This window comes from Streptomyces sp. NBC_01116 (assembly GCF_041435495.1).
GTDB lineage: Bacteria > Actinomycetota > Actinomycetes > Streptomycetales > Streptomycetaceae > Streptomyces.
Window position 1 is genome coordinate 8,207,306 of record NZ_CP108644.1, and the last position, 20,552, is coordinate 8,227,857.

General features: G+C 71.2%; 18 protein-coding genes. 9 read left to right on the forward strand and 9 right to left on the reverse strand.

Annotated elements, in window-relative coordinates; genetic code table 11:
- Positions 1–154 precede the first annotated feature (154 nt).
- Entirely contained in the window at positions 155–1,105 is a 951-nt protein-coding gene (locus OG245_RS35775) for an arsenic resistance protein (RefSeq protein WP_371628081.1), read from the forward strand.
- Positions 1,106–1,135: 30 nt separating this feature from the next.
- On the opposite strand, the gene OG245_RS35780 is transcribed toward OG245_RS35775, so the two are convergent.
- A complete protein-coding gene (locus OG245_RS35780; RefSeq protein ID WP_371627493.1) occupies positions 1,136–1,594 on the reverse strand; it encodes a winged helix-turn-helix transcriptional regulator in 459 nt (152 codons plus the stop codon).
- 86 nt (positions 1,595–1,680) lie between these two features.
- Between OG245_RS35780 and OG245_RS35785 the strand changes: the two genes are divergently transcribed.
- Positions 1,681–2,895: an MFS transporter gene (locus OG245_RS35785; RefSeq protein ID WP_371627494.1), complete on the forward strand. Its 1,215-nt coding sequence runs from the start codon at positions 1,681–1,683 to the stop codon at positions 2,893–2,895.
- 341 nt (positions 2,896–3,236) lie between these two features.
- Complete coding sequence (locus tag OG245_RS35790; RefSeq protein ID WP_371628082.1) at positions 3,237–4,388, forward strand: pyridoxal-phosphate dependent enzyme; 1,152 nt, start codon at positions 3,237–3,239, stop codon at positions 4,386–4,388.
- Between the two features lie 52 nt (positions 4,389–4,440).
- Here OG245_RS35790 and OG245_RS35795 read toward each other — a convergent pair whose 3' ends face one another.
- The 5 genes from OG245_RS35795 to OG245_RS35815 form a co-directional block, all read right to left on the reverse strand.
- Positions 4,441–4,881, reverse strand: a complete 441-nt coding sequence (locus OG245_RS35795; RefSeq protein WP_371627495.1) for a hypothetical protein — start codon at positions 4,879–4,881, stop codon at positions 4,441–4,443.
- 264 nt (positions 4,882–5,145) lie between these two features.
- A complete protein-coding gene (locus OG245_RS35800; protein ID WP_371627496.1) occupies positions 5,146–6,411 on the reverse strand; it encodes a DUF6357 family protein in 1,266 nt (421 codons plus the stop codon).
- 153 nt (positions 6,412–6,564) lie between these two features.
- Positions 6,565–6,969, reverse strand: coding sequence for a type II toxin-antitoxin system PemK/MazF family toxin (locus tag OG245_RS35805; RefSeq protein WP_371627497.1), 405 nt, complete (start codon positions 6,967–6,969; stop codon positions 6,565–6,567).
- Between the two features lie 532 nt (positions 6,970–7,501).
- Positions 7,502–7,990: a MarR family winged helix-turn-helix transcriptional regulator gene (locus OG245_RS35810; protein WP_371627498.1), complete on the reverse strand. Its 489-nt coding sequence runs from the start codon at positions 7,988–7,990 to the stop codon at positions 7,502–7,504.
- A gap of 150 nt (positions 7,991–8,140) precedes the next feature.
- A complete protein-coding gene (locus OG245_RS35815) occupies positions 8,141–8,269 on the reverse strand; it encodes a hypothetical protein (RefSeq protein WP_371627499.1) in 129 nt (42 codons plus the stop codon).
- Here OG245_RS35815 and OG245_RS35820 point away from each other — a divergent pair.
- On the forward strand, positions 8,268–8,507 hold the full coding sequence (locus tag OG245_RS35820; protein WP_371627500.1) for a hypothetical protein: 240 nt from the start codon (positions 8,268–8,270) through the stop codon (positions 8,505–8,507). The two genes, OG245_RS35815 and OG245_RS35820, sit on opposite strands and share 2 nt — an antisense overlap.
- Positions 8,508–9,116: 609 nt before the next feature.
- Positions 9,117–9,644, forward strand: coding sequence for a DapH/DapD/GlmU-related protein (locus tag OG245_RS35825; protein ID WP_371628083.1), 528 nt, complete (start codon positions 9,117–9,119; stop codon positions 9,642–9,644).
- 183 nt (positions 9,645–9,827) lie between these two features.
- Here the strand turns inward: OG245_RS35825 and OG245_RS35830 are convergent, their stop codons facing one another.
- Positions 9,828–10,946 carry a fatty acid desaturase gene (locus OG245_RS35830; protein WP_371627501.1) on the reverse strand — a complete coding sequence of 373 codons (1,119 nt, stop codon included), beginning with the start codon at positions 10,944–10,946 and terminating at the stop codon, positions 9,828–9,830.
- 7 nt (positions 10,947–10,953) lie between these two features.
- A complete protein-coding gene (locus OG245_RS35835) occupies positions 10,954–11,964 on the reverse strand; it encodes a ferredoxin reductase (RefSeq protein WP_371628084.1) in 1,011 nt (336 codons plus the stop codon).
- A 131-nt stretch (positions 11,965–12,095) separates the two neighbouring features.
- Here OG245_RS35835 and OG245_RS35840 point away from each other — a divergent pair, with 131 nt between their 5' ends.
- The 4 genes from OG245_RS35840 (at position 12,096) to OG245_RS35855 (ending at position 19,647) form a co-directional block, all read left to right on the forward strand.
- Positions 12,096–13,235 (forward strand): PucR family transcriptional regulator, encoded by a 1,140-nt coding sequence (locus tag OG245_RS35840; protein WP_371627502.1) that lies wholly within the window; start codon positions 12,096–12,098, stop codon positions 13,233–13,235.
- A 296-nt stretch (positions 13,236–13,531) separates the two neighbouring features.
- Complete coding sequence (locus OG245_RS35845; protein WP_371627503.1) at positions 13,532–13,870, forward strand: thioredoxin family protein; 339 nt, start codon at positions 13,532–13,534, stop codon at positions 13,868–13,870.
- Positions 13,871–14,152: 282 nt separating this feature from the next.
- The gene (locus tag OG245_RS35850) at positions 14,153–15,040 is read left to right on the forward strand and encodes an alpha/beta fold hydrolase (RefSeq protein WP_371627504.1); all 888 of its coding nucleotides are present in this window, start codon (positions 14,153–14,155) and stop codon (positions 15,038–15,040) included.
- Positions 15,041–15,048: 8 nt separating this feature from the next.
- Positions 15,049–19,647, forward strand: a complete 4,599-nt coding sequence (locus OG245_RS35855; protein WP_371627505.1) for a hypothetical protein — start codon at positions 15,049–15,051, stop codon at positions 19,645–19,647.
- A gap of 132 nt (positions 19,648–19,779) precedes the next feature.
- On the opposite strand, the gene OG245_RS35860 is transcribed toward OG245_RS35855, so the two are convergent.
- On the reverse strand, positions 19,780–20,256 hold the full coding sequence (locus OG245_RS35860) for a hypothetical protein (protein WP_371627506.1): 477 nt from the start codon (positions 20,254–20,256) through the stop codon (positions 19,780–19,782).
- Between the last annotated feature and the right edge of the window lie 296 nt (positions 20,257–20,552).

The window sequence follows — 20,552 nt, forward strand, 5'->3', positions numbered from 1 at the left end:
CTCTCCTGGACGAATCCGGTGGGTGGACACAGATACAGACTGCGTCCGACGGGAGAACTCATCGGGTGGAGGACGTACCGGCCCCCCTCCCTTTCCTCTTCCTCCCGAACAAGGAGTACGTACGTTGTCGTCGCCATCCGGCCCGGTCGCGGCCATGGAACGTCACCAGGTCGCCGTCTACGTGGGCGCCCTGGCCGCCGGGGGCCTGGTGGGCTGGGCGGCGCCCGGTACGGGACCGGGCCTGGAGCACGCGATCAACCCGGTGCTCGCCGCCCTGCTGTACGTGACGTTTCTGCAGGTGCCCGCCGCCGAGCTGGTCCGCTCGGTGCGGGCGGGCCCCTTCCTCGCCGCGACGCTGGTGGTGAACTTCGTCGTGGTGCCGCTGGTGGTGGCCGCGATGTTCGGCTTCCTCCCGGACGACCGGGCGGTCCGCCTCGGCGTGCTGCTGGTCCTCCTGGCGCCCTGCATCGACTACGTGATCGTCTTCAGTGGTCTCGCCGGCGGCAGCAGCGAACGTCTGCTCGCCGCCACCCCGTTGCTGCTCCTCGCCCAGATGGTGCTCCTGCCGGTCTATCTGTCCCTGTTCATGGGCCCGGACCTGGCCGACGTGGTGGAGGCCGGACCGTTCGTCGAGGCGTTCGCCGTGCTGATCGCCGTCCCGCTCGCGCTGGCCTGGCTCACCCAGGCGTGGGCCGCACGCCGCCCGGCCGGACAGAAGGCCGCCGATGCGACGGGCGCGGCCATGGTGCCGCTGATGGCCGCCGTCCTGCTCACCGTGGTCGCCTCCCAGGTGCCGAAGCTCGGCGACGCCGGCAGCCTGGGGGACGTGGGCCGTGTCGTGCCGTTCTTCGTGCTCTTCCTCGTCGTGATGGCGTTCGCCGGGCTCGGCGTAGCCCGTCTGTTCCGCCTGGACGCCCCCGCCGGCCGGGCGATCGTGTTCACGGGAGCGACCCGCAACTCCCTGGTCGTCCTGCCCCTCGCCCTGGCGCTGCCGGACGCGCTGGCCGTCGCCGCCGTGGTCGTGGTCGCCCAGACCCTGGTCGAGGTCATCGGCATGGTCGTCTACGTCCGGGCCGTACCCCGGCTGCTGCCGCTCCGGGACTGACCCGCACACCTGCCCCGGGCGCGTCGGCGGCTACGGGGTCTTCTGTACGTGGGTGGAGTCGGCGTCCAGGGGCGTGCCGTCCGCGCCGACCGGCGTGAGGTCCGGCACGGGGTCGCCGTGCCGGTCGACCAGGACGGAGTGGGCCTCGCCCGGCGCGAAAGCGTGCCGCTCGCCCCATTGGCGCAGGGTGAGGACGACGGGGAACAGGGCGCGGCCGGAGTCGGTCAGCACGTACTCCTGGCGACGGCCCGATGAGGCGGTGCGCCGGGCGAGGAGCCCGTGGGCGAGGAGCTTGCGGAGGCGGTCGGTGAGGATGTTGCGCGCGATGCCCGTCCGCCGCTGGAACTCGGTGAACGAGGCCGCGCCGTCCATCGCGTCACGGATGACGAGAAGGCTCCAGCGGTCGCCGACGAGGTCGAGGGTGCGGGCGACGGGGCAGTCGGGGTCCGACCACCGCGGGTCCGGGGCGCCCTGGGGTGCACCTGACATGACGCCTCCCGATGAGTTGCTGATTGAAACCATCATGCCGTACCGTCAAAACGGTTGCAATATGCTACTGATTGAATGGGGCTGCGATGAACGCATGGCATCGAGTGCTGCTGGCGGTGGTGTGCGGTGTCGCCGTGGCGGGCGTCTACGCCGCGCAGCCGGTCCTGGAGCCGATGGGACGCGACCTCGGCGTGCCGCCGGAACTCACCGGATGGTTCGTGGCCGCCGGTCAGCTCGGCTACCTGGCGGGCCTGTTGCTGCTGGTGCCGCTGGGCGACGTGGTCGACAGGCGCCGCCTCATCGCCGTGCACCTGACGATCACCTCGGCCGGGCTGATGCTCACGGCATGGGCGTCGGCCGGGTGGCAGGCGCTCGCGGGGCTCGCGACGGCCGGGGTGTTCGCGGTCGTGGTCCAGATCGCGGTCGCCCACGTGGCGTCGGTCTCCCCTCCCGCCGTACGCGGGCGGAACATCGGGGTGGTGACCTCGGGAGTCGTGGTCGGGATCCTGGGCGCACGGATCGCTGCCGGCGCGCTCGCCGACATCGGGGGATGGCGCAGCGTCTACGTCGTGCTCGCGGTGCTCTCCCTCGGCCTCGCAGCCCTGGTGCTGGTCGTCCTGCCCTCGGACACCCGTGCGACGTCGCCCGCGAAGTACCGGGAGGCGGTCGGCTCACTCGGCGGGTTGCTGGGGCAGCGCACCTTCCTGACGCGCGGCCTCATCGCGTTCTTCCTGTTCGCATCGTTCGGAACCCTGTGGAGCGGGCTGTCCACGTCGCTTGCGGGCGGCCCCTGGCATCTGAGCGAGACCCACATCGGACTGTTCGGCATCGCGGGCCTGGCCGGCGCACTCGGCGCGGCGCGCGCCGGACGGTGGGCGGACGGCGGGCGGGCGGCCCGGGTCAGCGGCCTCGCGCTCGCCCTGCTGATCCTCTCCTGGGCGGCGATCGCCCAGCTCCCGTGGTCCCTGTGGCTCCTGATCATCGGAATCGTCGCCCTCGACTTCGCGGTCCAGGCCGTCCACGTGAGCAATCAGCATGTGCTCACCGCCGCATACCCGGATCGTCTGAGCAGCGTCATCGGCGGCTACATGGTCTTCTACGCACTCGGCTCCGCCCTCGGCGCGGCGGCGACCACCGCGATCTTCACGACGTACGGCTGGACGGGCTCCAGCCTCCTCGGAGCCGGATTCGCGGCGTGCGCGCTGCTCGTCCGGCTGATCGCCGACCGGCCGGTCGGCGATCAGCCGCAGTCGCACACCCGGCTCGCCGACACCACTTTCTCCGGCCCGCTTCGATCGTGAACACGAGGGCCAGGAACGAGCATCGCGTGCGCTCGTGGTGTTCACGCGACGAAACGTACCGCCACCGCCCAGCACGGAGAGGCTCTCAAGGGGCGTCCGACGGTTCCGCGGCAGCCCTGGGCGGAGGACGAAGTGGTCGCATCCACCGGCATGATGGCGTCGGCCGCACGACGGTGTCGGTCTGTACACCGGAGTTCGGCCGCACAGGAGAGCAGCCGCACCCGCCCTCGGCGGAGGCCCGCTCCGATCGATAGGCTCAAGTGGTGACGACGGAGCGGAGTTTGGCGACCCTTCAGCGCTCGCTGGGCGATCCCACGATCAGCTACCCGTTGTGGCCACCGATGACCAGCGGATGTCCGCGTACGAGCACCGACAGCGTCTCCTATCCCGTCGAAGTCGACTACGCCTACGACCGGGTCGATCCCGTCATGTTCGCCACCGCCCCCGCAACCGCCGCGTTCCGGGGTGACGGGCTGGACCGCTGGGCGTCGTTGCTGCCGCCGCTCGCCGCACCGGGGCTGGGCGAAGGCGGAACGCCGCTGATCGAGGTCGAGACCGGGGTCTTCATCAAGGATGAGTCGCGCAACCCCACCTGGAGCCACAAGGACCGGATGAACCGAAGCACCGTCAGCGCTGCCGTGGCCGCCGGAGCCCCGGGAATCGTCGTCGCGTCGTCCGGCAACCACGGAGCCTCCGCGGCCGCCTACGCCGCCCGTGCCGGCCTGCGTTGCGTGGTGGTCGCGGGCCCCGAACTGCCGCCCGCCGTCGACTCCTTCCTGCACGCCTACGAGCCGGTGATCCTGCCCGTGCCCTGGGAAGAGCGGGGGCCGTTGATGCGCCGGATCGTCGACCGGACGGGCCTGCACCCGGTCAGCAGCCTCACCACCACCCACACCGGACACGCTTTCGGCCCCGAGGGATACAAGACCATCGCCTACGAGATCCACCAGGACCTCGGCGTCCCCTCGGCCGTGTTCGTCCCCACGTCGTACGGCGAACTCCTCTTCGGCATCTGGAAGGGCTTCACCGAACTGCGGCGCCTCGGCCTGACCGATCGGCTGCCACGGATGTACGCGTGCCAGCCGATCGCCGCCGCGCCGCTGGCCGAGGCCATGCGGCGCGGCGTAGCCGCGGCTCACGTCACGGTGGGGCAGACCGAGGCGTACTCCATCGTCGCCCCGGTCAGCGGCTACCGAGGCGTCGTCACCATCCAGGACAGCGGCGGCCAGGTTCTCGAACTCAGTGACGCACAGCTGCTGGCCGCCCAGCAGGAGCTCGCCCGTGTCGGACTGTGGACCGAACTCTCCAGCGCCGCCGGACTCGCAGGACTGCGGACCGCCGACAACCTCGACGCGTTCGACGGCCCGGTGGTCTGCGTCTCCACCTCCAGCGGCTTCAAGAACCGCAGCGTCGGCATGAGCCCAACCGAGACGATCGCGCCGGATTGGGACAACGTGCGCAGCAGACTGCGCGCGGCGGGAATCCGCGACTGACGCACTCATGACCGGCCCGGCCCGCGCCTTACGGTCGTCAGACGGTTGCCGCTCAGCGGCGGCCGGCGGAAAGGACGAGGAGGAACTGGCCGCCGCCCTGCTCGATGTCGGCGGTCACCGGCAGCCCCGGTACCAGTCGGGAGAACCGGTCCACCAGCCAGTCCGCCGCTTCCTGGGCGTCCTGCCGGCTCGGGCAACGGCCCACCATCTCACGGCCTCCCTTGCGCTCCAGCCGCGAGGCGACAGTGATCAGCGGCGCGGGTTCGGCCACGTAGGGACGGTCCGGCCAGGCGACGGATACCTTGACCGCACCCTTGCGGGAGTTGCACCCGCGGTGCGCGAGCCGCTCGGCGACCTTGGCCTTCCGGTCGGCGGTCCGACTGTCGACACTCGGCCCTTGCAGATCGTTCACCGATTTGTCCGGGTCGACCGGTTCGTCGCACACCCAGCAGCGCCAGCCATCGCGCTCGGCCACATCATGGAGAAGACTCATCCGAGCAAACTAGCCTCTTCGGCGGCCACCCCGTGCATCCGGGGAAGGTTCCCGTCGCCGTTCCCGGCCGTCAGGCAGCATCTCTCGGATCATCATGCCGACCAGGCGAGGCGGCCGCGGCGTGGAGTCCTGCCGGGGCCGCACCGGCCGACGACGTGGTCTGCGGGGCCGTCGGCCGAGGAGCCCGAGGAGAGGCCCGGTCCGGCGGAAGAGGCGCGCTCCGGCCCTCTCCGGAAACGACGACGGACACTTTCCGCCCGTCGACTACTCGGTGCCGCGCCGCCGGCGCGCTCGCTCGAACTGAGCGACATCCGACATCCAGGAGCCGTGCTGTTCGAGGGCGGCGCAACCGCCACGGACGAAGGCGCTCACCAGCTTCCGGTACCCGCCGATCCCGTCGACCAGGCTGTACTCGACCCGGTACTCCGGATCCGACCCGCCTTCGCCTTCGGTCACCGTCGTGATCCGGGCGATGGAGTCCGCGTAGAAGTGGAGCTGGATCCCTTCGCCCCTCTCCTCGTCCTCAAGGGTGAACACCTCGTTGTCCGCGGCAGAGCGGTCGGCGACGAACTCCCAGAACTCCGCGGTGGCAGCGCGGGGACCGTCCGGGAGCCACTTCTTCTCCAGGCCCTTGTCGTCGGTGAACGACAGGATCGTCCTGCCCTCACGCCCACCGGAGGCGGCGCGGTCGCCGACATCCTGCTCGTCGTCCTCCAAGGGCGCACTCCTGGAGCGCTCCGCGGCCTCCGAGCACATCAGAAAGCTCACGGTACGCACCGCGTCATCGACGAGTTCAGGGTGCGCTCGGCGCACGGCCGCGTCGACCGCCGCCGCCATCCGATCCCAGTCACGCTTGTCCGTGGCGCGTTTTCCCCGCCGCGGATCGCGGCCGATCCGCATCCCGGCGCACGCCTGCTCCGCGGTGGCGATCACACGCATGACATCGGGCAGCAGCGGCGCTGGGTCGACGGCCCCGGGTATCCGCCTCGGAACCGTCGCGCCGTGCAGATACTGGCCCGTGTACATCAGAATCGCGGCGTCGAGCGGACCGAGAACTGTTCCGCGTTCGGTGCGACGGCGGTCCGCGTGGTACTTCTGTGCTCGTTTCCCGTCGGAGGTCTCCGTCGCCGCGCGCATCGCCGCGCAGACCTGACCGCGTTCGAGCAGATCGATGTCGGCCCCATGGGCGATGAGCCGACCTCTGTCCCACTGGATGCGCTGAAAGAGCGCGTCGACGTCCGCGGGCGCGGAGAGGAGGACCGGGTCCAGGAGAGCGACGGCAGCCTCCTCGTCGAGCCGGCCCCGGGTTCCGGCGGCGTCGCAGAGCGGAAGGACCGCACACCACAACAGCAGGTGTCTGGCCAGGTCCTCCCGGATCACCGCAAGATGGGCTTCCGTGATCGAGAACGCGAACTCACGGGGGTCATGGTTGGCGTCGGCCCCGGCGCCGAGCATCAACTTCAGCTCACCGTCCTCACGGATCACATGAGGTATCCAGCCGCTCCGGCGCGTGAAGACGATGTCGTTCATGAGTTCAGTCTCCCTCAGCGACCCGGGTCACCGACCGGGGCCGCCGCGTGGCCGGTGCCACACGTCGCGGGGGAGTGGGTGCGGCAGATGGCCGGCGTCGATCAGCTCGCCCGAGACCGCCCACGCCGTCGCGGGCACCGGTTCCTTCCCCGCCTACCCGCGCTCACCGAGACGGAGTGCATCCCTCATCCCGCTGAGCTGCGCGGTCGTGGCCGGGGTCGGCTCCTGCGCTTGTTCAGCGCGTCGGAGGGCGTCGTCAAGCTCGCTGAGCTTCACGGAGGACAGGACGGCCGCCCGCTCTATCAGGTCGTCCCGGGACACCGTGGTCAGCCACGTGCACGGGGTGATGCCCGGATGCGGGAACGCGAGCCGCAGTACGCCTTCGAAGGGCAGCCCTTCACCGGCGCCGACCGTCACTTCGATGGCCAGACCGCTGATGTCGACGCCTGCCGGAGCGACGACCTGCATCACCCGGATCCCGGACGGGTCGTCTCCCGACAGCAGTACGACCAGCCTCCGCTCGTCGAACTGGACCCACCAGACTTCGCCACGTCGCACAAGTCCTCCAGACACATGACGGCAGGCAGACGCTGCGCGACCCTGACGCGCTGTGGAGACGGTTGACTGCTGGGGTCACAGCGTAGAGCCCGCCCGCCGGCAGGAGGCGTTCGAGGGCCCGATGGCCCGGATAGCGGTCCGGTTCGCGCGGGGCGAACCCCGGCGTCGGGTCTGGCGGTTGGTGCTCGGGCCGCTGTCGGACCCGCCGCGAAGGAACTGAGCCTCCGCCAACTTGAAGTTGCGGGTCAGAGGGCTGGTGTGACGGCCGGTCGGGGTGATCGTGCTGGTCGTGGGCGGTGGTTCGTGGAGCAGATCGTCCGTCAGTGTGGTCGACTCGAAGAGCATCCGGGCGTGCCTAGGGCGTGTTTCGAAAGTAGCGCCGTCCGCCCGGAGGGCGGGCTCGGCGGCGTCTGGTGCGTGCGATCGCAAGGCGGAGGGTCGCCCCGATACTGGATGTATCGGGGTGATCCCGACAACGCGGCGAGCGTGCGTGCCAGGCGTCGCCGAGCAGGCGGGACTTTCGAAACACGCCCTAGGGCAGTGTCGAGGCGAGCCGTTCGAGCAGGTCGGCGAGCTGCGTCTGCTCGTCCGCGCTGAGTCCGGAGAGGAGACGACGCTGGTTGTCCAGGTGGACGGCGATGAGCTCGTCGGTCAGTTCCACGCCCTCGACGGTGAGCGTGACGAGGCGACCGCGTGAATCGCTCTCGGCGACGGATCTGCTGACCAGGCCACGGGCTTCGAGCCGGTCGACCCGCTTGCTGATCGCGCCGGTCGTGACCAGGACGGTGCGGCTGAGCTCGCCTGCGGACAGTGCGTAGGGCTCCCCCGAACGCCGGAGCGCCGCCAGTACATCGAAGTCACCGCCACCCAGGCCTGCGGCCTGGAAGGGCGGGCGCAGTCGTTGGTCCAGCCCGCCGGTGAGCCGAAAGAGTCGGCCGATGACGAGCATCGGCGCCGCGTCCAGATCGGGGCGCTCGTGTTCCCACTGTTCGACGATGGCGGCGATGGCGTCGTTCTGCATGCCGCCACTATATCTTCCACGGATGGTAATTTAGCTTCCATGGAAGACTTCACTGTCCCTCGTACCGCCGTCCCGCGCGTGCTCCACTCCGATGCCACCTGCCCCTTCGCGCACCCGGGCCGGGCCCCAGGGCCGGTCGTTGAACTCGCTTTACCAGAGGTCGGGTTCGCGATGCTCGTTGAGCGCGGACGGACTCATGATCCGGAAGGTCAAGCCGATCGGCTGAAGCCGTTCGGCTTCGAGCAGCCATCGGGAAGTGACCCAGGCAAGGCCGCGCATGCCGACGCGTTCGACACGGCTCCGCGCGCCGGCCACCGGGCCGGCCAGGAAGTGCCCCGGCCAGGAGGCCGGGGCACCCGTGGTCGCCGTGAACGGCGTCGGCCTCTTCGGCCCCGTCCTCACCGCCGTACCGAGAGGCGAGGAAGCGAACCGGCTGTTCCAGGCCCCTCGGACCCTGGCCGGGATGGGAGCGTTCGCCGGGCCGAAGCGGGGTCGCGGTGCGCTTGACTTCCACTGAACCCGGCGTTCGTACCCGGCGCCGACTCATTGCCGCCAGCGTGGTCAGCTCGATCGGCGACGGCGTATACGTGCCGCTGACGATGCTGTTCGTCCACTCGCTCACCGGCCTGTCGCTCACGTCGATCGGCGCGGGCCTGACGGTCTCCGGGCTCTGCGCCCTGTTGACAGGTTCCGGTCTCCTCCGGTCTTCCCCACCGAGCGCCGGAAGCGGGAAGTCGGGGCCATCCACGACGCGATCCGGCTCGTCGACCCGCTGCCGTTCGCCCATGAGTACAGCGAATGGGTAGAACTTTTCGACACCCTTGAGGGCGGGGTGTACACCTGAAGTGTGTTGGAGAGGCCCGGTGGTGGGCTAAGAAGTCCGGGTTCTCGTGCTGTGTGGATCATATGGCCAAGGCGTGGCCGCGCAGGATGACGACGGTTTGGCCCGGTCTCCTGACACTCGGGCCCCGGCCTGCGTGCTCCGTCGACGGATTCCACGGCACATGCGGTCGACATCCACGCTGATTCCACAACCGTTGGTTGTATCCGAGTGGCGCAGGGTTGTTTGATCGTGTGCTCCGCACGGTGATGGGATCAGTCCATGTCCACCCGTACCGAGCAGGTCATGTATGTCCAGACGCCTGAATTCACGCGTCATGTCGAGCGCATCGTGGAGGTGACGGATGCGACGTCCCGGCTGAACGCGCTTACGTTCAGCGACAGCGGAGGTCGCGCGGAACTGCTTGCTGTTGTGTTCGGTGGCCCACTGCCGGAATCGGTGATGATCTACCCGCCGTTCTTCACCGAGCACGGACTGAACACGACGTTCGGGGAGAACGTCTTCGTCAACCAGGGATGCACCTTCATGGACAGGGGAGGCATCCGTATCGGAAACGGCGTCATGATCGCCCCGAAGGTCAGCCTCATCACCGGAGGCCATCCACTGCCCCTGGCCGAGCGCCGCGAGTACCTCTCCTACGCCCCGATCGTCATCGAGGACGACGTTTGGATCGGAGCGGCTGCCGTGGTCACGCAGGGCGTGACCATCGGAGCCGGTGCGGTGATCGCTGCCGGTGCGGTGGTCACCCGTGATGTTCCCGCCGGCACCGTGGTCGCGGGAGTGCCCGCCCGCGTGATCAAGGAGATCGACTGAACCCTGCCGGGCTGCTGGACCAGGTGCGCAGCGGGTCCACGCCCCGATCCTGACACCTCCGGCTCATGGCAGCGGGAGGCTGCGCCGCCGCGCCCGGGCCGGAAGGTGTCGTGCAGGTCGCCGGGCGCGGTCTATTCCTCCAGGAAGCCCGGTACGGCCGAAGAGGCCGACCGGTACCGGGAGTCAGGCGGCGACGAGATCCTGCTCGCGGTCCGGCGTCGTGGCCTTGGGCTGCTTGTTCGGCAGCGCGAGCCGGAAGACCTTGTGCCACGCGGAGAACACCTGCTTGGGCAGCGGGCCGGTGACGTACTCCAGCTCGTACTTCTCGAACAGGGCCCGCACCTTCACCGCGACCTCGGCGTACCGGTTGCTCGGCAGGTCCGGGAACAGGTGGTGCTCGATCTGGTGCGACAGGTTGCCGGTCATGAAGTGCAGGGCCTTGCTGCCGCTGATGTTCGCCGAGCCCATCATCTGGCGCAGGTACCACTGGCCGCGTGTCTCGCCCTTGATCGACCGCCTCTCGAAGACCTGTACGCCCTCGGGGAAGTGCCCGCACATGATCACCGAGTGGGTCCAGACGTTGCGGACCAGGTTCGCGGTGAACGTGGCGGCGAGTGTGGTGAGGAACGAGGGGCCCGACAGCAGCGGGTGGATCACGTAGTCCTTGAGCACCTGCTTGCGGATCTTGCGGCCGACGGCCCTGGCCCGCGCGCGGAACTCCGGATTCTTGCGGCGGCGCTTGCTGAGGTTCTTGCCGAGCTCCAGGTCGTACGCTGCGATGCCGTACTCGAAGAAGCAGGCGTTGAGGAAGTTCCACAGCGGCTGGCCGAGGTGGAAGGGGTGCCACCTCTGGTCCTCGTCCACGCGCATGATGCCGTAGCCGAGGTCGTTGTCCTTGCCGATCACGTTCGTGTACGTGTGGTGCAGCTCGTTGTGCGAGTGCTTCCACTGATCGGACGGCGAGACGTGATCCCACTCCCAGGTGGTGGAGTGGATCTTCGGGTCCCGCATCCAGTCCCACTGGCCGTGCAGGACGTTGTGGCCGATCTCCATGTTGTCCATGATCTTCGCCACGGACAGTCCGGCGGTGCCGAGCAGCCACGCGGGCGGGAAGAGCGAGAACAGCAAGACGCCTCTGCTGACCAGCTCCAGCTTGCGCTGCGCCGAGATGACCTTACGGATGTAGGCGGCGTCCTTCTCGCCGCGGTCGGCGATCACCTCGTCGCGGATCGCGTCCAGCTCGCGGCCGAGCTCCTCGATCTGTTCCGCGGTCAGGTGGGCGGTGGGGTCGATGGCGGTCAAGGTGCTCCTACCGTTCGATGTCACAGGGGCCCGCCGCGGCGGACACGCAGGTCTGGATGAGGACGCCCGGCTCGGCCTCGGTGATCTCGCCGGTGCGCAGGTCGCGGACGGCGCCCGCCTTGAGCGGCGTGACGCAGCCGAAGCAGATGCCCATGCGGCACCCGGAGGGCATGAGCACGCCTGCCTCCTCGCCGATGTCGAGCAACGGCGTGGCGCCGTCCGCGTCGATGGTCTTGCCGGTGGTGCTGAACGTGACCTCGCCGCCGTCGCCGGCGACGACGATGCCGGGGCGGAAGCGTTCGGTGTGCAGGCGTTCATGGACGCCGTGCTCGGTCCAGTGCTCTTCGGCGGCGTCGAGCAGGCCTGTGGGCCCGCAGGCCCAGGTCTCGCGCTCGGCCCAGTCGGGCACGAGTTCGTCGAGACGGGCGATGTCGAGCTTGCCGTCCGTGTCGGTGTGCACCTCGGTGAGCCGGAGCTTCCCGTCCGCGACCAGGCCGTGCAGTTCCGCGCGGAAGATCACATCGCGCGGCTGTGGCGCGCAGTGGACCATGACGACGTCGTCGAACTCGATGTCGCGCAGCATGCCCATCACGGGCGTGATGCCGCTGCCGGCCGTGAGGAAGAGCACCTTGCTGGGCTTGGCCTGCGGCAGCACGAAGTCACCGGTCGGCTGGTCGAGCTGGATCAGCGTGCCCGGTTTCGCCCTGCGGACCAGGTGCGTGCTGACCTTGCCGTCCGGGATCGCCTTCACGGTGATCGTGATACGGCCGTCCCGGCGGTCTGTCGGCGAAGTGATGGAGTAGGCACGCCACAGGCGCACTCCGTCCACGTCGACCCCGACCCTCACGTACTGACCGGGCGTGTGGCCGCGCCAACCCCGCCCCGGCCTGATCACGACAGTCGCGGCGTCACCCGTCTCGGAGTGCACGGCCTCGATGCGCCCACACAGGTCAGCGCCCGCACGCAGCGGGCTGACCAGGTCGAGGTAGTCCGACGGCAGCAGCGGCGTCGTGACCATCTCCAGCAGTTTCCACGCCCTACTGCGGAGGGCTGCACTCGTCATGACCCCAGCTTGCTGCGCCCCACGGCGTAAAGTCCTGACCGGAAGACGTGAATCTGGTCGGCAGAATTGTTCGCAGGGAACAAAAAATGAGCTATGCAATCCGGAGAGCCAGCGAGCTCGCCTTGGACGAAACGACGGTCACCGCCCTTCGGGCCGCACTGAGGACCACCGCCGACGAAGTCGTCCAGGCGATCATCGACGAGGTCCCTCCCTACGCCAATGCCCTCTCCGGTCGCATGGGCGCCACCATCCGCAGAGCCGTCCGCACCGCGCTGGGGCACTACCTCGACCTCGCGAGCGGGGCCGCCACAGGCGGCGACGCCGGTGACGCCGCCTACGAGCTGGGCCGCGGCGAGGTGCGCGACGGCCGTTCGATGGACGCTCTGCTCAGCGCCTACCGGGTCGGCGCCCGCGTCGCCTGGCGCTGCCTGGCAGCGGGTGCCGTACCCGCAGGTCTGCCCGCCGCCGAGGTCGCCAAGTTCGCGGAGCTGACCTTCGCCTACATCGACGAGCTCTCCGCCGCGAGCGCCGCGGGCCACGCCGACGAACTGGCCGCCCGGGGCAGAGCCCACGAGCGCCACCTGGAGCACCTGGCCCGCGACCTCCTCGCCGGCGCGAGCCCGGACGTGCTGCTGGCCTCCGGTCAACGGGCCAGGTGGCAGCCCCCCGTTTCGCTGACCGCCGTCCTGCTGCCCGCCGCCCAGGCACGACCTGCCTACCGGACACTCGACCCGAGCACCCTCGTCCTCGACGATCTGCCCGATGCCACCGGTGTGCTCCTCGTTCCCGATGCCGACCGGTCACGCCTCCTGCGGCTGCTGACCGACCGCGCCGCCGTGGTCGGCCCGGCCCGTCCATGGACGCGTGCGTCCGCCTCGTACGCACGTGCCGTACGTGCGCGCTCCCTCTCCTCCGATATTCGCGACACCGAGGACCACCTGCCCGAACTGGTGCTCAGCGCCGACGTGGACGCGTTCGCAGACCTGCGCGCCCGCGCCCTCGCCCCCTTGCAGACCCTGCCCGCCGCAACCGCACGACGGCTGGAGGAGACGTTGCGGGCGTGGCTGCTGCACCAGGGGCGGCGGGACGAGGTCGCGGCGGCGTTGTTCGTCCATCCCCAGACGGTCCGCTACCGGATGTCGCAGCTGCGGGAGCTGTTTCCCGATCTCGCGTCACCACAGCGGGTCCTTGAGCTGACGCTGGCAGTCGGTCTCCGGGGCGGCTGACGCGTCACCCGTATACCGCCGCGTCCGCGAGCGGCCGGGAATCGGCCCTCGCTCCCGGCGCCACGCCGCCAAGACCGTGAGAACGGTCTTCATGTCGTCGTGGATGGAGCAGTCCTGGCAACACCAGGCAAACGAGCGCGCGTGGAGCTGCGGCCGGGTGGCCGCCAGGGCCGCCGGGCCGGGCCACCGGAGGCGACGGGCCGGCCGATCCAGCTGGACGAAGCGACCGTGGCCGAGCCGGCACACCGCGCGAGGGATGATGGGGTGGCATACGAAACGTGAGGTCAGGAGCTTCCATGGCACAGCGGGTTCACCGACCTCGTGAGGACGCGGAGTTCAGTTTCATCCTAGGGATGAGCGGGGTTCCGGTCCTCGCGTACTTCACCGGGGCATGGCCCAAGGCCATCGAGCCGTGCCGGGTGATGGACCTCGTCATGGGCGACGTCGCCGACGACTACGCGGGCCGCCTGACGGTCGTCCGCACCGACATCACGCGTTGCCCGGCGGCAACCGAGCGATACGGGGTCACTGGAGCCCCGTCCTGCCTCCTGCTGAAGGAGGGTGAGTCGGTGGCACACGGCACGGGGCCGATGACCATCGAGGAGGTACGGATGTTCTTGGACGGTCACCTCTGAGCGGCCGCCGAACCACCCGGTCGCGAAGCCCGGCACCTCCCGTCCGAGGAGCTGCGCGAGCGGCGCGTGCTGCGCGGAGACGCGGGCCCGGAGCGACCGGTCCCGACCGGACCTGTCGGACCTCGACCATGCGCTGACCGAACGTGTTCTTCCGGTAGGGGCATGGTCGCGTACCCCAGTCCACTGGGTACCTCACGACTGGACTGAGTACGTGAACGGGCTGTCCCGGGACCCGACTTGGGGAGATCATGGCTGTCCGGACAACGGGGACAGGGGGCCGTTATGGCGCGAGTCGTGGTCGTGCACGGGGTGGGTCAGGAGTATCTGGGTCGCAGGACCCTCCAGGCGCCTGTCGCCGCCGCGGTCGCGGACGGCGTCGAGACGGCCGCGAACGCCGGGGACGTGCCCGCGGACACGGTGCCGGCGGTCGAGGACGTGGACGTCGCCTTCTACGGCAACGTGTTCCGCACCCCCGGCGCCAAGGCCGCGCCGTCGGGTCCGCTCTCCGTGGACGACGTGACCGATCCGTACGAGCAGGAACTGTTCCTCGCGTGGGCGGACGCGGCGGCCCGCGGGCAGGCGCCGCGGACCGGCACCAAGGCACCGACGCCGCAGGTCCTGCAGCGCGCCATGAACACCCTGCTGCGCTCGCCCTTCCTTCCGGGACCCGTGGCGGAGCGGTTCCTGCTCGGTGTGCTCCGGCAGGTCCGCCGCTACTTCGGCGAGGACGCCGTACGCGCCCGGGCGATCGAGGCGGTCACCGACCGGGTGGAGCCGGACACGACCGTGCTCGTCGGCCACTCGCTCGGTTCCGTCGTCGCGTACGAGGCCCTCTGCGCCCACCCCGAGTGGCCCGTCCGCACCCTGGTGACCCTCGGCTCCCCGCTCGGCATGCCGACGCTCGTCCACGACAGGCTGCGCCCCGCCCCCGTCGCCGGCCGCGGCCACTGGCCGGCCGGCCTGACGCACTGGACGAACCTCGCCGACCGGCACGACGTGGTGGCCTCGGTGAAGGAGCTCGCCGACCTGTTCCGGCCCGCCGGGGCCGCGAAGGGCGGCGTGCTGCGCGACGTACCGGTCGACAACGGGTGGAAGGTCCACGACCTGCTGCGCCATCTCACGGCGCGGGAGACGGGCGCGGCGATCGGCGAGGGGCTGCGGGCGGGGTGACGGAGGCCATGGAGCCGAGGCGGTACGTGCTGGCCTTCGGCACCGCGCACTACGCGCACGAGGAACTGACCGAACTGCCGCAGGTCGCCGACGACCTGCCCAGGGTGCTGGGCTCGCTCGCCGGCGTCGGGTACGAACCGGTGCCCTTCTCACCCGAGGGCAGCATGGACCCGACCGGCCCTCTGGACGTCCTGCGGCCGCTGCTGAACTGGATCCCCGAGGGCTTCGAGAACGACGACGCCCTCCTCGTCTACTACAGCGGTCACGGACAGGCGGACGGTCAGGAGCACTTCCTGATGTGCGCGGAGTCCGATCCGGGTGCGGCCGAGGTCCGGATCACCGCCCTCAGCACCCGTCAACTCGTGGAACTGCCAGCCCGCAAGGGCGTCCGGCGGATTCTGCTCGTCATCGACGCCTGCTACGCGGCCCAGGGCGCCGTGGACGCGTTCACCTGGGCCGTCGCGGCCAAGCACGCGGTCGCCCACGCGCCGAAGACCGACCACCGCTTCCTGAAGTCCTTCGGTGTGCTCAGCGCAGCCCGGATCACCGAGGAAGCACAGGACGGCGCGTTCAGCGCGGCGCTCGCCCACGTCCTCGGCGACGAGAGCTGGCTCGGCCGCCGCGCCAGCCACATCTCGCTGCCCGACCTCACCGGCGCGCTCAACGCCGAGTTCCGGCGCCGGGGCGTCGACCACCACGCGGACTGGGCCCAGCTGTGCGACGACACCGTCCGCGGGGACACCGCCACCGGGTTCTTCCGGAACCCCTTCCACGTGCCGGAGCTGGACCTGATCGACCGCGACCTCGACGTCGCCGAGCAGCGGCACTTCGTACGGCGGCTCAAGGCGGCGTCCGGCTACGGGGCCGCCGAGCGGCAGCGCCGCTACAAGGACCTGGTCGAGCACTTCTCGCCGCGCGGCACGGGCCGGCAGACCGTCCAGGAGACGGGGCACTACTTCACCGGCCGGGTCCGCGTGCTGACCCGCCTGGCCGGCTGGCTGCGGGGAGGGACCGACAACGACGCCCGGCTGTATGTCGTGACCGGCCCTCCGGGAGTGGGCAAGTCCGCGGTGCTGGGCCGGCTCGTCGCGCTGGCCGACGACGACGCGCGCGGCATCGTCCCCGCCGACACCGTCACCCCCGGCACGGCGCCGCCCTCCGGATCGGTCACCGTCGCCCTGCACGCCCGCGCGCTGTCGCTGCCGCAGGTCGTCTCCGCGCTCGCCGCCGCGTTCGGCTGCCCGGAGCCCACCGAGACGGCGCTGCGCGCACGTCTCGCGGAACTCGACGACCCGGCCACCGTCGTCGTCGACGCCCTCGACGAATCGGGCGTCGCCCACGACGAGGAGCGCCGCATCGCCCGCTTCCTCGCCGAACTGGTTGCCTCGGCACCCCGGCTGCGGCTCCTCGTGGGCACCCGCCCCCACCTCGCGGGCGCGGTCGCGGACGGCGCCCCGTACGCCCGTGTCGTCGACCTCGCGTCCACCGACTGGACCGAGCCCGAGGACCTCGTGCGGTACGCCGCGAGCGTCCTCAGGTCACCGCTCGGGCCCGAGAGCGGCACCGGTGTACCGGACGCCGCGATCGACTCGGCCGCGGCCCAGATCGCGCGGGCCTCCGCCCCGATCTACCTCGTGGCCCGGCTGATGGCGCGCTCCGTCGCCGCCTCCGGACTGCTGGGCGCGCAAGAGCCGCTGGCGCTGCCCGTTCGCGACCCGGCGGCGGGCCCCGCGGCCCAGGTCGGCCGCGCCTTCCGATGGGCACTGGCACAGCAGTTGACCCCGGCGGAGGTCGCCGAGGTCAGCACGCTGCTGCTGCCGCTGGCGTACGCGGAGGGCCACGGCATGCCTCTCGCCCCGATCTGGGCGGCCCTCGCCGCCGACGGGCCCGCGCGGACCGGTGCCACGGCGGAGCGGCTGACGTTGCTGCTGGGCCACGAGGCCGTCGGCCCCTACCTCGTCGAGGCTCTCGACGAGGACGACCGGTCGGTGTACCGGCTCTACCACCAGGCGCTCGCCGACGAGCTGCGCCGGCACGACGCGCCTCCGGACGCCGAAACCCAGTGGTACGTACGGCTCCGGGGCACGGTGCCGCGTGCCGCGGACGGGACGATGCTCTGGCATGCGGCCGACCCGTACGTCCTGCGCCATCTGGCGGCGAAGGCCGCGGCGGCGGACCGACTCGACGAACTGGTCACCGACGGCGAGTTCCTCGTGCACGCCGACCCCGCCGGACTCGCCCCCTGGCTGCACGGCCCGCGGACCGAGCAGGCACGCTCGGCGGTCGCCGTCTACCGCGCCCACCTGAACCTCCATCGGGACATGACCCGGGACGAGCGCCGGCACGTCCTCGCATGCGACGCCGCCAGGTATCGGCATGCCGTGCTGCTCACGAGTCTCAACTCCGGCGGCCGGGTGGGGCGCCGGCGCCCCCAGTGGGCGGCCGCCGGCAGCGCGCCGACCACTCTCTCCGTACAGCGACTCGCGGACGGGCGGGGACCGGTCGTCTCGGCAGCCATCGTCAGGGCCGCGGGGCGGGCCACCGTCGTCACCCTCGGCGACGGACCGCCGCAGGCCTGGGCGCTCGCGACGGGGCGCTCCGCCACGCTGCCGGACGCGGTCTCGGGCCGGCAGGTCACCGCCCTGGCCGCGACCTCGCTCGCCGGCCACGGACTGCTGGTGACCAGCACCACCACCGGTGCACTTCACCTGCACGACCTCACCACCGGAGAGACCCGCACGGCCGAACCGGTGGGCGGGAGCAGTGCCCCCTCGAAGGCGCTCGTCACGCTCGAAACGGACGGACGCAGGATCGTGGTGGGCGCGTCGGCCGACGGGCTGCTGCGGGCCTGGGACCTCGCCGACGCCAGGGCACTGCCGTGGCGGGAGCGGTTGCCCGGCGGCTGCCGCAGCGGCCTGACGGTCGTGACCGTGGACGCGGACCCGCGCGCGAAGGACCCCGCCCTGAACCGGGGGCGGGACCTGGTCGTAGCCGGCGGCCCCCAGGGCGTCCTGTACGTCTGGGATCCGCCGAGCGGCATCCTCACCACGACCGCGGCGGACCCGAACCGTCCTGCCATCGACTCGGTCGGCTGCGCCCTGGTGCACGCTCTGCCCGTAGTCGTGACGGCGGACCGCTCCGCCGTGCGCATCTGGTCGCTGCGGCGGGCGCGCCCGCCCCGCGAGGTGCGCACGATGCCGATGCGGTCTCCGGCGGTCGCGGTGTCGTGCGCCGTCCTGGACGGCCGTCCCACGGCGGTACTGGCCTGCGAGGACGGCACCGTACACCTGCTCGATCTTGAGAGCCGCCGGCTGACCGCCTCCTCGGCGGTGCCTCTGCCCTCCCAGGCGGAGGCGGCGGGCGAGGCACCCGGCTCCACGTCGGCGCCGCCGTTCACCACCTTGCACACCCACGCCTACACCGACGGTGCCGTCACCGCGGTTCTGGGCGCACCGGACGGGTCCGTGCACGTGTGCGACGTAACGGCGCCGCCCGGAGCACCAAGCACCGGCCATACCCGGCCCGTTACGGCCGCGGCCTGCCTCGGGGGCGAGGACCGGTCGCGATACGTGGTGACCGCGAGCACCGACAGGACGGTTCGGATCTGGCGGATGGACACGGGGGCGAGCGCACTGCCTCCGCTCACGGACGGCGTCTCGGCATTCACCGGCGTGGCCGCCGCCTCCGTCGACGGCCGACTGCTCGCGTTGACCCGGGCCGCCAACCGCCCGGCGGAGGTGTGGGACCTGTCCAGCGGCATGTCGATGGACCGGCAGTCGCCCCGCTGGCCCGTGGCGGAGACCGTCGGCCGGTACGACGGCCGCCCGGTCGCCGTCACCGCCGGCCGTACGCACCACGTGGACGTGTGGGACCTGATCACCGGTGTCTCGTTGCTCCGGCTCGAACAGGGCCCGGGCCCGATTCCGGTGACGGCGCTCGCGTGCGCTCCCGGGGACGGAGCGCTCGCCGTGGTCGCCGCACGGGCGAACGGCTCGGCCGCGATGTGGCGCGACGGCAGCCACCGGAACCCCCACGAGCTGCGGGAGGGCTGGGAGGCGGTCGCGGTTGCCTGTGTCCGCGTGGGAGGTGACCCCGTGGCCCTCATCGCATGCGACGACGCTGTGATCCGGGCCTGGGACGGCACCGACACGGTCACCGTGGCCCGCTGGGAACAACGGCACGGCGAGCCGGAGACGTCCGCGACGGCGATTCGGGCGAACCGGGTCACCGCACTTGCGGCACGGGTCGTGGACGGGCGGCTGTTGTGCGCGGTGGGGGCCGGCGACGGGCGGGTGACGGTGTGGGAGGCGCACGCCGGGGCCTGGCCGCTTCCCGCGTGCGACGCCGCCGACTCGTTCGCCATGCCCGGCGGCGCACCGGTCACCGCGCTGGTCTTCGCCGCCGACGGACGCCTCGTGGTCTGCGCGGAAACGGACGTCCATGTCTTCGGCACCTCGCCGGCACCCGAGCCGGCCGATGGCCCGAAGAGGGCCACGCGCCGGTTCCCGACACCCCGGACGACCGGCTCCGGTAGCAGCGGGGGCCGGTCGACGGCGGCTGCCGGGCGGGACGTTCCGGGCCGGCCCCGGGGACTGTCCGGACCGTAGCGCCCGGGTTCGGTCTTCCGGCCCCGCACAGGTGGGGCGGAGGCGGTGTCCAGGGCCCCACCGGCTCACCTCCGCCCGCGCGGAGAGGACCAGGGGATCGCGCGGAGGACCCAGAGATTCTCGCCGTCCCACCTACAGGTCGAGGACCGCCCACATCCTGCGCCCGTCCTCCGCCGCGTCCGTCCCGCACGACACGGCCCCCAGTCCGGTCAGCTCCGGCAGGACCGCGGTGTTCACGACCGTCAACCCGGTTCGGTGCGACAGGGCGACGACGAGCGCCTGCCGGTGCCGGTCCGCGAGGTGCACGGACACCCGCCGTCCGCCATCGGCAACCGCGGCACGCACCAAGGCCTCCGTCAGCCCGGCCGCGATCTGGTCGGCCTCCCGGTACCCCCACGCGTGCAACCGCTCCAGGACGAGTCCTGAAGCCTTCCGCGGGGCCCACGGGGCTGTCTCCAGCGACCAGTTCGCCGACCGCCGGTTCCGCACCAGCATCCGGGCCCTTGCTGTGCCTTCCAGGCTGGTGTCCGGGCGTTGCGGCTGCACCGGGCGTTTCGGCGGTGGCGGGGTCTTCGGCGGGTAGTCCGGAGTGTGCTCAACGGCGCCCACAGCAGCCTCCCGGCTCGAATACGAACCTCATCGTAGGACGGGCGTAGCGGCCGGCAGACGGGAACGGATCAACCGACCCGAACGACGGTGAGAGCGCGTGCCGTTCCGCGTCCCTTCTTCTTCGCCGGCCTCCACTCGGGCGGAGGTGAGCCGGACGATCGAGTGGTCGGACAGTACGGCCCGTACCCGCAGCGGCTGCGTGAGTAGTGCGAGGGCTTGGTGCCGCGGTTCCGGCCCGGCAGCCGGCGGCGGGAGACGCCGCGGGAGGACTTCGCCGACGGCCGCCAGGCCCTCGA